Source organism: Tangfeifania sp. (genome assembly GCF_055108615.1).
This window is the reverse complement of record NZ_JBSQIC010000100.1, coordinates 1-12,667: the sequence shown is the minus strand read 5'-3', so window position 1 is coordinate 12,667 and position 12,667 is coordinate 1. Positions and strand designations below refer to the sequence as shown.

The following is a 12,667-nucleotide window of genomic DNA, read 5'->3' as shown; positions in this document are numbered from 1 at the left end:
AAAACAAGAAATAACCGGGTTCTTCAAACATAACAAATAATGAAACCGTACCGGGATTTCCGGTGCGGTTTTATTTTTTCGTGTGGTATCCCAGTATGTTAAACATGTCGTCCACCGTTTGTTCGGTGCGGTAAACGTAATCCACAAAGTTCCCGGTTTCGTCGCGGTCGATAATCACATGCTGCGGTGATGGAATGAGGCAATGTTTTATGCCGCCGTAACCGCTAATTGAATCCTGGTAAGCCCCGGTATGGAAAAAACCGAGATAAAGAGGTTCTTTTTCGCGCGACGAATATTTGGGTAACATAATTTGCTGGTTCAAATCTTCGGAATTGTAGTAATCGGAATGGTCGCAGCTGATACCGCCAATGTTCACGCGGGTGTATTCGTTGTTCCACTTGTTAATGGGCAGCAAAATAAATTTTTCCAGAATCGACCATGCATCGGGGATGGTATTCATCAGGCTGTTGTCGATAATGTACCACAACTCCGCATCGTTTTGCTGCTTTTGCTCCAGTACCGAGAAAATGGTTGCACCGCTTTCGCCCACCGTGTATTTCCCGAACTCAGTGTAAATATCGGGGTCATCCACTTCTTCCGATTTGCATACATCTTTAACGTACTGCACAATTTCTTTAATCATGTATTCATATTCGTATTCAAAACCCAAGTGGTTCCTGATGGGAAATCCCCCGCCCAGGTTGATTGAATTCAGGTTGGGGCACTCTTTTTTCAATTCGACATAGAGTTTTACCGATTTTTGAAATTCACCCCAGTAATAAAGCGTGTCCTTAATGCCTGAATCCACAAAAAAGTGGAGCATGGTCAGTTCAATATTCGATTTTTCCTTAATGTTGTTCCGGTAGAATTCAATTATTTCGGAGCCGCGAATTCCAAGGCGCGAAGTATAATAGGCGCTCTGCGGTTCTTCGTCAATTGCTTTTCGGATACCAATTTTTACTTTTTTACCATTGGCGAAAGCAACAATTTTTTTCAGTTCGTTTTTATTGTCGAGCACAATGGTTGAATCCACAAACCCCAAATCCTGCAGGCTGATTATTTTTTTTATATAATCATCTGTTTTATAGCCGTTATGAACCAATTTAACATTTGTATTCAGTTTGCCTTCTTTGTATAAATTCAGAATCAGATCAATATCGAACGACGAAGAAGTTTCGAGGTTAACATTGTATTGCAATGCCTTGCTGATTACATGGTGAAAGTGGCTGCACTTGGTGCAGTAGCAATAATGATAATCTCCCTGGTAGTTGGAAGCTTTCATGGCACGCCGAAACAGGTTGCGGGCTTTTTTTATCTGGTCGCCAATGCGTGGCAGGTACATCAACCGGAAAGGAGTGCCGTATTTATCGATAAGGTATTTCAGCGATACGCCGTAAAATGAAAGATTGCCGTCTTGCAGGTCGAATCCTTCCTGCGGAAAATAGTATGATTGTTCAATGAGATCAAGGTATGTATTCTTCATTTTTTAAATGCCAAATAAGTTCGCAAATATTTTTCGCGGTAAAAATAAGCACCTTTTTTAAATATACTTAATGATTGGTTTTTTAATGTGAAAATTAGGCCGATAATTTTGCATTTGGGGGACTTCGACTTTCCCAAGTCGAAGTGTCGGACTTACCAAAGTCCGGCTCCCGGGACTTTGAGTTTCCCAACTCGAAGTGTTGGAGTTAAGAAACTCCAACTCCCTGTTGGGACAAAGTGTTGGAGTTAAGAAACTCCAACTCCCGGAGGGAAACTCCAACTCGCTAAAGGAAGCTCCGGCACCCGGGCCAGTCGTGCCAATTTTTCACCAAACCTGCAGCAACGGGGTTGTTGAGGGTGTAGTTTACAACGGTTGCAAAATGCCTTTCGTTGCGGATAGTGGTGTCGAAACTTTCGTGCTCCCACAACTGACCGGTGCGGTTTTCGTTATTATTTATCCGGCGGGCGGTGAAGAGTTTAACAGAGTGGAGGATGTCTTGCAGATAAACGGGTGTTTTTTTGTTGCCGGAGTTGGGGAAAGTGTCGGAGTTGGGAAACTCCGACTCCCTGTTGGGACTTCGACTTTCCCAAGTCGAAGTGTTGGATTTTGGAAAGTCCGACTCCCGGAAGGAAAGTCCGGCTTCCAACTCCTGGTCAAATACCGACAGCACCCAGTGAAAATGGTTCGACATGATGCACCAGGCATGGTTTTTCAGCCGTTTGCCTTCCCAGAAAAGCAGCGCTTCTTCAATTAATTTCCGGTTGTTTTTTTTAGTGAGGTTAACGGTGGGCTCTTTCGACCGGTGCAGGATTTTGTCGTAAGCAAGGCGGTATTTGCGCAAGGCGAGGTGGTAGTCTTTACGGGCGCTGGCCAGTTGGGAGTTTGATTTTCCCAGATCAAGCATTCCGGACTTGGGAAAGTCCGGCTCCCGGGACTTCGACTTTCCGAAGTCGAAGTTGTTGGACTTGGAAAGTCCAACTCCCTGATCAGGGATTTTGGAAAGTCCCTGTCCCGCTTGTAGCAGGTACCGGTTTTTGGTGGTTTCGAGTTTTGTGGCGTATTTGTCCATTGCTCCTTTGGGCATGGCACCTTTCAGGATGCAGGTTACAAAAAACCATTGTCCGGGTTGCTGAAAGTGGGGGAGTTTTCCGCGGTAGTGCTCTTTTTTGGGTTTCATTTTTTTTGGTTTTTATCAATGTGATGCAACGTGTTAAAGGTAGGTAAAATGTCGGAGTTAGGAAACTCCGACTCCCCGGTGGGACATCGACTTTCCTAAGTCGATGTGTTGGACTTGGAAAGTCCAACTCCCGGGACTTTGAGTTTCCCTACTCAAAGAGTTGGACTTGGGAAAGTCCAACTCCCTGTTGGGACTTCGACTTTCCCAAGTCGAAGTTGTTGGACTTGGAAAGTCCAACTCCCTGATGTTGGAGTTAGGAAACTCCAACTCCCGGAGGGAAAGTCCAACTCCCACCTAAAACGACCACTTCAGCCTGCCATACACTGCTTTTCCCAGTTCACCGTATTCGGTGTCTTCTTTGCCGAAAAACAGCTGGCCGGTTGCCATCAGTTCCAGGTTATTGCCGAGTGAGTAAGTGAAAGAGGGTCCAAAAAAAGAAGAACCGTCGGAGGGATTGAGCATTCCCGAAAAGCTGCCTGAGAAGAGCGGTGTGAAAGGGTAGGAGAGTTGCCCGAATAAATTACAGCGTGCCGGTGAAAGCATTTTAGCTGAAATATTCTGGTCGAAAAATTCGCGGGCTCCGGCCTTTCCGGTAACTCCCAAACTGTTGTAAAGAACGGCAGCGTGAACGTACAAATTGTTTTTGAAGGTGTAGTCGCCCGAAACGGTTGCCACCAGTGCTTCTTTACTTTCATTGCCTTCTTCCCGTGGAATAAACCACGAAACTTCGCCTCGGAAACCACCGCCTTTGATGTCGCCCATCCAGCCACCACCCAACACATAATCTTTGGGCATCCGGCCGCCGATGAATTGAAAATCGTACCTGAACTTTGAGAAGCGGTACCTGCCGGCAAAAGTCGATTCGGTTTTTTCTTTCAGGTTATTTCGCTGAATTTTGTACACCAGTTCTGCAGACGAAGTTACTCCCGTGTAATACTTTATTTTCAGGGCATCGGAACCGGGCCGTTCTTCATAATCGAAATCGAAATAATCGAAGGTGTTGAAAATGTCGTTGGGATTCCAAACCAGGTTGATTCCCCAGTTTACACGTTGCCGGCCTGCGGTAATTTGCCATTTCCCTTTGGTGAAATCCACCCAGGCGCGGTCGATCATAGAATGCAGAAACCAGCTATTGCCTGATGCCATTGTGTGGGACAAGTCGAAATAACCGGGGGCGGTGTCCACGAACTCTTTGTAAAGCGGGAATTCGCGCACCAACTGACCAGAGAAAAAGCGGTTTCTGGCTTCTGCCGCAAAAGTAAGTTCATTGGTGGCATACCACCTGAAATTTAAACGGTTGTGGATGAGGTTGGAAGACAAATGGTCGACATCGATTCCGGGAATGGAATTGTCCGGTTTGTAATACATGTAAAGGTCTTTCACATAACCGTTCAGGGTAAGCTTTTGAAGCTGTGCATTTCCGGTTAAGTGAAAGAACAGGAAAAGCGGTAAAATATATTTTAGTAATGTCATTTTTCGGTTGTTTTGAATCCTCCTGCGAAATCCATCACACTCATCAGGCCGTACTCAGGATGACTGCCGGTGGCCACACCCACCACGCTGAAACCGGGGTTCAGAAAGTTTTTACGATGTCCGTGGTCGCGCACGCCATCGTCAATGAGCAGGTAAATCACAATTTGCCGGGCCGTTTTTCCGCCGTAGGCAATGTTTTCGGCAATGCGGATATTCCAGTCGCCATAGCGTTCCATTCGGTCGCGCATGTTGCTTCGGTCACTGCCCTGGTGGCCGGTCCGGCCGGTTTTTGACTGGTCGTTTACATGGTCGCGGGCAGCCAGGGTAAGCCCCGGGCTCGGGTAAATAATGGACAAAGGCTGCTGTCGCTTCAGATCGCGCACACATTCGTAAAGGGCATTTACACCCTCTTTGGTGAGCAGCGGCTGGTCGCCCGGGTAGTAAAGCAGACGGCGGTTGTATTTTTTTGCCAGTGGAGCAATGTAATCTTCGGCATAACGTTTCGGATTGGTTCGCAGCTTGTTAATTTCCAGAATAATTTCTTTTTCGAGCGATGACAGGTAACTTACTTCTGCGGCAGTATTCAGTGCATGAATTTCCCACCCGGAATGTGCCGGATTTTTTTGGACAATTGCCAGGGAAACCTGAATAAACAGGACGAACAGAAGAGTTACCGTTGTTTTCATGTTTAACTTTTTGTGATATCGCTTTTTATTTTGCCGTCTTCCAGCGTAACCACACGGCGCGCTTTATTAACCACCCGCTGGTCGTGCGTTGAAAATATAAACGTAATATTTTCATTTTTATTAAGTTGCTCCATAATATCGAGCAGGTTTTCAGTCGATTTTGAATCGAGGTTGGCGGTAGGTTCATCGGCCAGCACAAACTTGGGTTTTGATGCCAAGGCTCTTGCAACGGCCACTCGCTGCTGCTGTCCTCCAGAAAGTTTCGACGGCCGGCGATCCATCATTTGACCCAACCCGACTGCTTTCAATAATTCGGTGGAACGCGCTTCGCGATGTTCTTTTTTTGCACCCTGCAAATGCATCACAAATTCCACATTTTCTTTAGCTGTGAACACCGGTATCAGGTTGTAGGCCTGAAATACAAAACCGATGTTGAACATTCTGAAATCAGTGAGCTTACGCGACGAAAGTGTATTGATTTCCACTCCGTCGATGATTACGGTGCCTTCGGTGGCATCGTCGAGGCCGCCCACCACATTCAGCAAAGTGGTTTTTCCCGAACCCGAAGGACCAACAATGGCAGTGAATTCGCCTTTTTCAATGGAAAGGTCAACTCCATTCACTGCATGTACGGGAACGGAATTGTCCTCGTACGTTTTTTTCAGGTTTTTGATTTCTATTATATTCATGACAGTAATTTTTTAATGCATGAATGCGATAATGCATTAATGTTTTGGATGAAGTTTTTTAAAAGTGGTGTCTTTCGATTTTGTTGTAATTTTCAAAATTTCTGTTCCTTCGTCCAGTAGTCTTTTCAACTCCACTGGGTCGTTTGATAAATTGGAATCTTCGATGACTTCGAGCCAGAATACAGATTCATCTGCTTCTTCCACAACAATACAAAGTTTGCTGAAGAATTCTGCATCCGACCTTCCTCTGCATGCCGAACGGTAATTGGCACCCACTGAAGTTGCTGCTTTCACCAATTGGTAAGTAACTACCGCAGATGCCTTACATTTTTTCAGCGAATCGCAAAAAAGAATAACATCCACACCAAATTTTTTTGTTCGTTTTTTTAATCCCTCTACAAATACATTTTTTTCATTCATAGCTAAGTATTTTAAATGGCTATTTTGCATTTTTTATTTTAACATTATTCCAATAGTTTATTTTTGTTCTTAAACCTTAATGCATTCATGCATTTATACCTTCATGCATTTTTTATTCCGTCCTCGTTGCCTCCGCCGGATTCAGCTTTAACGCCTTTCTTGCAGGCCAGACCGCCGAAAGTACGCCGGTTATAATTACCAGAATTCCAATGGTTACCAGAGTTTCACCCTGAAGCGAAGTGTAAACTTGCGAGGCAAAACCGTAACTTTCCAGCCCTTCGGCAAACATGGCTAAATTAATAGGCCGGGTTTCAAAAAATTTAGTGACCACTGAACCAATCAATATCCCGAGCACCCCACCGGAAACTGTTAGTAAAACCGACTCCAGGATAATCATGAAGAAAATCCGGTGCCTGTTCATTCCCACTGCCATGAGCATCCCGATTTCCTTGACGCGTTCCAGAACGGCCATCAGCATGGTGTTGATGATGCCAAAGCAAAGTGCCAGCAGAATTATCAGGATAAAAATGTACATGTACTGGTTCATGGAATCAGTGAGCAGCGACATTTCCGGGCTAAGTTCCTTCCAGGTTTGCACATCGTAATTTCCGGCTAATTTTTGAATGGATGGTTTAACAGAAGCAGCTTCGTTGCCGTTTTCCAAAAGAACCGCAATTTCGTGTGCCGTGTTTTCTTCCATTCCCAGTTGGGCCTGCAAATCTTTAAACTTTACAAACAGGGTCGATTCATCGTAGCTGGTGTTGGTGGTACGGTAAATTCCACTCACGCGGTACCCTTTAACGGACAGGTTGCCGTTGCGGTCAACCATTTGCACATTGATGCGTGTTCCCACTTTCAGTCGAAGTCGTTTTGCCAATTTTTCACCCACTACCACGGGCGGCATGCGGCTGTCGTGTCCCAGGTAAGTGCCATCAACTATTTTCTCCCAGATATCTGTGACCCTTTTTTCCTGTTCGGGAATTACCCCAATGAGTTTACCGCCGCCGGTTCCGTGAGCTGCCATAATAAACGGTTCGGCAATTAACCGCTGGCTTGCTGCTACAACAGAATCGAGCGCTTCAATATTCCCGAGAATTTCATTCGCATTATCAATTTTTAATGCAATGTCGTTGTTTACAAGGAAATCCGGAGCGTGAACCTGCAGGTGGGCCAGTTCTGTTTTGGTAGCCGACTGGATGCGTGCATCCACGGTGCCCTGCATAAAAGCCATGGTGAATACCCCTGCAAACAGTCCGAGTGCAATGGCAGCAATCATTACGAGGCTTCGCAGTTTATTGCGCCAAACGTTTCTCCATGCAATTGACCAAATCATATTTGTTTGTTTTAAGTTACGAGTTCTCTTTTTATTGAGCAGGTGAGCCGAAGTCACCAGCTCAATTTTTCGCTTCTTCTTACCCCCGCAATGCGGATGTTATTTTTAGCCGGTAAATATTGTAAACCGGGAAAATGGCAATGAACAGGCTGATAATAAACACCAGAATCATCTGGTTATAGAACAGCGAAGGCTGAATGGAAAAGAACATGTAAGGTTCCATGCCGTATTGAACCGTTGCGGTTGCCATTTCTCCTGTTAGCGGGATTGGATTGTAATAAAACCACAAACAAAAGAGGTAGCTTACAATCAGGCCAATGCTGCAACCTATGATACCGATAAAAAGTGTTTCAAAAAAGACTACAATGGCCATTTTTCGTTTTTTCATCCCAACAGCGTGAATGACCCCAAATTCGCGGCGGCGCTCTTTTACCATCATCATAATTACGCTGAACATGCCGAATGCAATAACCAGGTACAAAATTCCAAGCATGATGATGCCTCCACCCCGGTCACTCTGAATGAGCTGTTCCAGTTCAGGTTGCATTTCCACCCAGGTCAATATGGTTTTTTCAGGAGGCAATAAATTTCCGATGTCACTTTTCAGATGATCCACCTGGTAATGGTCGCCGGTCATAATTACCAGCGAAGTGGACAATCCATAAGCTGAATAAAACTCGCGGGCGGCTTCAATATCCAGCAGCACCAGCCTTTTGTCAAATTCCTGGTTGGGGTGTTCCATAATTCCTTTCACCGGGAAAAGTCCGTTTGCACTAATTCCGTGGTATCCCTGGCCAATCATTACCAGCGTGTCGCCCACCGAAAGATTCAGAAAATCTGCGAGTCCTTTTCCAAGCACCACACTTTTGTTGCCCGATTGAAGGAATTCACCAGATTTTATTTTTTTTGAAATCGCCGTAATGCGGTTTTCCGCTTCAGGTTCAATACCCATTACCATGGCCGGTTTGCTGTGCTTATGGTTTGCGGCCAGTGCATAAGATTCCAGCCGGTGCGAAACCAGTGTAACATCGTTCAGGTTTTCAATTTTTTGTATCAATCCCGGCGAAACTTCCATGCTGTTTTCCAGTGTCCGTTCTTCCCAGTAGGCCGTGTCCTGAACCTGGAGGTAACCCGAGTAGAATTTCACCACGTTTTCAATCATGCTGTCGTACGAGCCTTCCTGCATAGAACGCATCCAGGATGCCAGTAACACACTGAAAATGATAGAAGATATGGCAATTAATGTCCTCCGCCGGTTTCGCCAGAGGTTTCGCCATGCCAGTTTGATGTTTGTTTTCATGTAACAAGGTTTTAATGCATTATTGCATGAATGCATTAATGTTTTTTTGATTTATGCACTTCAGCATTTCTGCATTTATTCATTCATGCATTTATCTAACTCTTCTCATATTTTGTTGCGAAAAGAACGATTCATCCAAATTCACATCAAATTCCATCTTGTCAAAAATTAAAACGGTTTTGTGGCCTTCCTCGTCAGCCGGAATCATTTCCATGCGGGTTGGCATTTCGCGGTCGTCCATTGTTTTAATTTCCGAAAGAATTTCAATGTTAACCAGATTTTCATCCTCGTCGTAATACTCACCTCTGAGCCAGTGGTATTCATTTTTGGAAACCCACATCAGAATTTTTCCCCAAACCACAGGTGCGTCAATTTTTGGAATGAGTTCAATTTTATAGCAGTCGTAATCGCGGATTTTTTCCTCGCCAAGCAGTTTGTGGTTGTAATCTTTTTCGAGCGACGATTCGCGCACCAGGTCGTCGTTGGTAAAATCGGAGCCCATCCACGACTGCATCATCATCGAGGGTGGAATTTTTATCATCCGCTCGATGGTGGGTACCCAGTTCCACATTTCGTTTTCGCGTTTCAGAAAAACCTGGCCTTTCTCCTTGGCTGGTGCAGTAATGTAAATCAAGGAATAATCGTTGCCCAGCGACCAGGTTTTCATGGAAATTTCGCGACTCCAGTTGGGCCGTTCAATTATCATGGTCGTTTGGCCGCGGCTCGATTCGCCCCTGAATTTTTCATCCGCTTTTCTGATAATTTCTGAAACATCCTGAGCAACGGAGCTGAATGAAAATAAACTTGCAGCGATTAATGTCAAAAGTGGTTTCATAGTACATTATTTAGTTGTTATCAACCTGAAACAGGCTTCAGTTACTTTATCTTCCAGTTGTTTTAGCGGGAAAAATTCGGGTGCTGAAATTACCACCAGCAGCGATCCTTTTACCAGTGAGCTGATGACCATCAAATCACCTTCCGGATCTTTGCTTCCCATTGATGCAATAAACTGGTTCAGCATTTGCAAAACAGCCTGGGAGCGGTCGCCGTATTTTTCCAACATCGATTCTGCAAGGTCGGCCTGCATGATTATAGCAGAGTAGAGCTTCCAGAATTTGCGGTTTTGGCCGATGGCTTTAAAACTGTTGCGGATGAAATGTTCAAATTCTTCGCGGGTTAAAACGCCATCATGATTTAAATCAAAATGCGAATAAATGGAATCAAATCCTGTTTTAACAATTTCATCCAGAATTTTCTGTTTGCTTTCAAAATAGTTGTAGGCGAGGCCTTTTGAAACGCCGGCCTTTTTGGCAACCTGGCTCATGGGCGTGGCGTGGAATCCTTTTTCTGCAAACAGTTCCAGCGCCGTATCCATAATCAATTGCCTTTTCTGTTTCCTGATTTCTTCATATTGTTTCTGACTTCGAGGCATTGTTCACGTCTTTTATCTTTATGACTGAACGGTTGGTCAAAGTTAAAACTGTTTCCTGAAAACCAAAAAGTAAGTCCTGTTAATTAATTTTTAATAATGAATGACCGGTCATTCATATTTTTAAAACCGGAATGCGGTCGCTGCGTTTTCCCTTTGTAACTACTTTTGCAGCCAAAACAGAGCTGCTGCCATCCGTAAATTCATATTTTTTTTTAAATTTGTGTGCAAATCAATAAAATCTTATGGTACGTTCAAATCGAAGAAATTTCATTAAAAATTCAGCTATTGCAACAGCAGGAATAGGCGTGGCACCGGCCGTATTAAATGCCTGTGCTTCTCCTGCCGAGAAAGTTAATGTGGCATTAATCGGATGCCGGAGTATGGGATTCAGTGACCTTTCCACTTTTTTAAACCAGGAAAATGTGGAGTGCGTCGCTTTGTGTGACGTGGATTCCAACATTTTGGAAAACCGGGCTGGCGATGTGGAAGAAAAAACCGGGACACGTCCTCAGCTTTTTAAAGATTTCAGGGAAGTACTCGATAATCAGGATGTGGATGCGGTGATAATTGGCACCCCCGACCACTGGCACGCGAACATGATGATGACAGCCCTGGAAGCCGGTAAACATGTGTATGTTGAAAAACCCATGGGCCACAGTATTGAAGAGTGCAACGCCATGGTTGATGCCGCTGCAAAACATCCGGAGCTGGCTGTTCAGGTGGGCATGTGGCAACGCAGTTCCAAACACTGGTTCGAGGCTTCTGAAATTGTTAAATCGGGTCAGCTTGGCGATGTCCACCTTGTAAAAGCATGGATTTACAAGGGGTACGATGAACCTTATCCGGCACTGCCGGACTCGGAAGCTCCGGCGTATGTTGATTACGATATGTGGCTGGGACCGGCTCCGCAACGGCCGTTCAATCCCAACCGTTTTCATTATAACTTTCGCTGGTGGTGGGATTATGCCGGTGGTGCCATGACCGACTGGGGCGTTCACCTGCTCGATTTTGCACTTTATGGCATGGATGCCGGAATGCCGCAATCCATTTCACCCGGGGGTGGTATTTTTTACCACGAAGAGGGCGCAATTGAAACGCCCGATATTCAGCAGGCTTTGTATAATTATCCCAGTCATTCCATGGTTTGGGAATGCGGCCTGAATCCTGGGATGGGGCCCTACGGAAAAGGACACGGAGTTGCATTTGTGGGCCAGAAAGGGACACTTGTTGTTGACCGTGGTGGCTGGCAAACCATGCCCGACAGGAGTGATGCCAAAAAGGGACCTTTCTTTGAAGGAAAAACACAAGAGGATTACGGCGACGGGTTGAACGAGCATGTTCAGAATTTTTTGAAATGTATCCGTGAAGGTGGAAAACCAAACGCTTCGGTTGAAATTGGAGCCAAAACGGCCATTGTTTCAGAGATGGGGAATATTGCTTACCGGACAGGAAAACGAATTCACTGGGACGATGTAAATAAAAAGTTTAAAGAAGAAGATGCTGACAAGCTCACACGTTTGAATTACAACGAGAAGTGGCCGTTGCCTCGCGTGTAGGTTTAATAATCCATTGTTAGATTGAAGGACAAAGCGGGAGTCGGATTTTCCAAATCCGACAAGTTGTCTTCGACTTGGAAAGTCGAAGTCCCGACTTTCAGGCAATTTTTTTGTAATTTCAGCAATTGTAAAAAATGAACCATTAAAACAATTGAAATGAAACCGGACAGAAGAACGTTTATCAGAAATTCTGCTTTAGCCACAGCTGTTTTGGGGGCTTTTCCAACCATTTTGCGTGCCGGATTATCGGCCAACGAAAAAGTAGTGGTTGGCCTCGTGGGCTGCCTGGGAATGGGATTCAACAACCTGAAAACTTTTCTGGCTCAGCCCAACGTGGAATGCGGCGCACTTTGCGACGTGGACCGCAATGTGTTGGATGAACGGGCTGCGGAAGTGGAAAAAATCCAGGGTAAAAAGCCAATGTTGTACGACGATTACCGGCAACTGCTCGATAACAAAGACATTGATGTAGTGATTAACGCCACTCCTGATCACTGGCACGCGTTAATATCTATTCATGCCATGGAGGCCGGGAAAGATTTATACACCGAAAAACCGCTGGCCAATTCTATTCAGGAATGTAATTTAATGGTGAAAGCTCAAAAACGTTACGGAAGTGTTGTTCAGGTGGGGCAGTGGCAGCGCAGCGATCCACACTGGAAAGCGGCGGTTGATTATTTGCACGCCGGAAAAATCGGGCGGATTCGTTCGGTGCGTTCCTGGTCGTATGTGGGCTGGAAGAATTCCATTCCGGTGGTACCCGATTCGAAGCCGCCTGAAGGAGTGGATTACGATTTCTGGCTGGGACCGGCACCCAAACGTCCGTTCAACAAAAACAGGTTTCATTTTACCTTTCGCTGGTATTGGGATTATGCCGGCGGCCTGATGGCCGACTGGGGAGTTCACCTGCTCGACTACGCGTTGTTTGGCATGAATCAGTATGTGCCCAAATCGGTAATGAGTACCGGTGGAAAATACGCGTTTCCCAATGATGCCATGGAAACACCCGACACGATGATGGCGGTTTACGATTTTGGCGATTTCGGACTGCTTTGGGATCATACCATTGGAATTTATGGTGCCCAGTATGGCAAGCGCGGACATGGCGTTGCATTTGT

12 protein-coding genes are annotated in these 12,667 nt (G+C 45.3%); 2 read left to right on the top strand and 10 right to left on the bottom strand.

Features of this window, described 5'->3' with window-relative positions:
* Positions 1-70 precede the first annotated feature (70 nt).
* The 10 genes from ACTCNA_RS15930 to ACTCNA_RS15885 all read right to left on the bottom strand — a co-directional run bounded on the left by ACTCNA_RS15930 (position 71) and on the right by ACTCNA_RS15885 (position 9,993).
* Positions 71-1,483: a type III PLP-dependent enzyme domain-containing protein gene (locus ACTCNA_RS15930; RefSeq protein ID WP_462948927.1), complete on the bottom strand. Its 1,413-nt coding sequence runs from the start codon at positions 1,481-1,483 to the stop codon at positions 71-73.
* A 283-nt stretch (positions 1,484-1,766) separates the two neighbouring features.
* Positions 1,767-2,660, bottom strand: coding sequence for a transposase (locus tag ACTCNA_RS15925; RefSeq protein ID WP_462948926.1), 894 nt, complete (start codon positions 2,658-2,660; stop codon positions 1,767-1,769).
* Between the two features lie 294 nt (positions 2,661-2,954).
* Complete coding sequence (locus tag ACTCNA_RS15920; protein WP_462948925.1) at positions 2,955-4,133, bottom strand: hypothetical protein; 1,179 nt, start codon at positions 4,131-4,133, stop codon at positions 2,955-2,957.
* On the bottom strand, positions 4,130-4,819 hold the full coding sequence (locus tag ACTCNA_RS15915) for a CAP domain-containing protein (protein ID WP_462948924.1): 690 nt from the start codon (positions 4,817-4,819) through the stop codon (positions 4,130-4,132). The genes ACTCNA_RS15920 and ACTCNA_RS15915 overlap by 4 nt, the downstream gene beginning before the upstream one ends.
* Before the next feature lie 2 nt (positions 4,820-4,821).
* The gene (locus ACTCNA_RS15910) at positions 4,822-5,508 is read right to left on the bottom strand and encodes an ABC transporter ATP-binding protein (protein ID WP_462948923.1); all 687 of its coding nucleotides are present in this window, start codon (positions 5,506-5,508) and stop codon (positions 4,822-4,824) included.
* Positions 5,509-5,544: 36 nt separating this feature from the next.
* Positions 5,545-5,928 carry a four helix bundle protein gene (locus tag ACTCNA_RS15905; RefSeq protein WP_462948922.1) on the bottom strand — a complete coding sequence of 128 codons (384 nt, stop codon included), beginning with the start codon at positions 5,926-5,928 and terminating at the stop codon, positions 5,545-5,547.
* 112 nt (positions 5,929-6,040) lie between these two features.
* Complete coding sequence (locus tag ACTCNA_RS15900; protein ID WP_462948921.1) at positions 6,041-7,261, bottom strand: ABC transporter permease; 1,221 nt, start codon at positions 7,259-7,261, stop codon at positions 6,041-6,043.
* A 79-nt stretch (positions 7,262-7,340) separates the two neighbouring features.
* A complete protein-coding gene (locus ACTCNA_RS15895) occupies positions 7,341-8,561 on the bottom strand; it encodes an ABC transporter permease (RefSeq protein WP_462948920.1) in 1,221 nt (406 codons plus the stop codon).
* 91 nt (positions 8,562-8,652) lie between these two features.
* Positions 8,653-9,396: an outer membrane lipoprotein-sorting protein gene (locus tag ACTCNA_RS15890; protein ID WP_462948919.1), complete on the bottom strand. Its 744-nt coding sequence runs from the start codon at positions 9,394-9,396 to the stop codon at positions 8,653-8,655.
* A gap of 6 nt (positions 9,397-9,402) precedes the next feature.
* The gene (locus ACTCNA_RS15885) at positions 9,403-9,993 is read right to left on the bottom strand and encodes a TetR/AcrR family transcriptional regulator (RefSeq protein ID WP_462948918.1); all 591 of its coding nucleotides are present in this window, start codon (positions 9,991-9,993) and stop codon (positions 9,403-9,405) included.
* Positions 9,994-10,235: 242 nt separating this feature from the next.
* Between ACTCNA_RS15885 and ACTCNA_RS15880 the strand changes: the two genes are divergently transcribed.
* A complete protein-coding gene (locus ACTCNA_RS15880; RefSeq protein WP_462948917.1) occupies positions 10,236-11,549 on the top strand; it encodes a Gfo/Idh/MocA family protein in 1,314 nt (437 codons plus the stop codon).
* A gap of 156 nt (positions 11,550-11,705) precedes the next feature.
* Positions 11,706-12,667 (top strand): Gfo/Idh/MocA family protein (locus tag ACTCNA_RS15875; protein WP_462948916.1); only part of this gene is annotated, 962 nt, incomplete at its 3' end.

Coding starts and splice junctions, on each gene's coding strand:
- ACTCNA_RS15930 (WP_462948927.1), bottom strand. CDS start 1,483: ATGAAGAATACATACCTTGATCTCATTGAACAATCATACTATTTTCCG.
- ACTCNA_RS15925 (WP_462948926.1), bottom strand. CDS start 2,660: ATGAAACCCAAAAAAGAGCACTACCGCGGAAAACTCCCCCACTTTCAG.
- ACTCNA_RS15920 (WP_462948925.1), bottom strand. CDS start 4,133: ATGACATTACTAAAATATATTTTACCGCTTTTCCTGTTCTTTCACTTA.
- ACTCNA_RS15915 (WP_462948924.1), bottom strand. CDS start 4,819: ATGAAAACAACGGTAACTCTTCTGTTCGTCCTGTTTATTCAGGTTTCC.
- ACTCNA_RS15910 (WP_462948923.1), bottom strand. CDS start 5,508: ATGAATATAATAGAAATCAAAAACCTGAAAAAAACGTACGAGGACAAT.
- ACTCNA_RS15905 (WP_462948922.1), bottom strand. CDS start 5,928: ATGAATGAAAAAAATGTATTTGTAGAGGGATTAAAAAAACGAACAAAA.
- ACTCNA_RS15900 (WP_462948921.1), bottom strand. CDS start 7,261: ATGATTTGGTCAATTGCATGGAGAAACGTTTGGCGCAATAAACTGCGA.
- ACTCNA_RS15895 (WP_462948920.1), bottom strand. CDS start 8,561: ATGAAAACAAACATCAAACTGGCATGGCGAAACCTCTGGCGAAACCGG.
- ACTCNA_RS15890 (WP_462948919.1), bottom strand. CDS start 9,396: ATGAAACCACTTTTGACATTAATCGCTGCAAGTTTATTTTCATTCAGC.
- ACTCNA_RS15885 (WP_462948918.1), bottom strand. CDS start 9,993: ATGCCTCGAAGTCAGAAACAATATGAAGAAATCAGGAAACAGAAAAGG.
- ACTCNA_RS15880 (WP_462948917.1), top strand. CDS start 10,236: ATGGTACGTTCAAATCGAAGAAATTTCATTAAAAATTCAGCTATTGCA.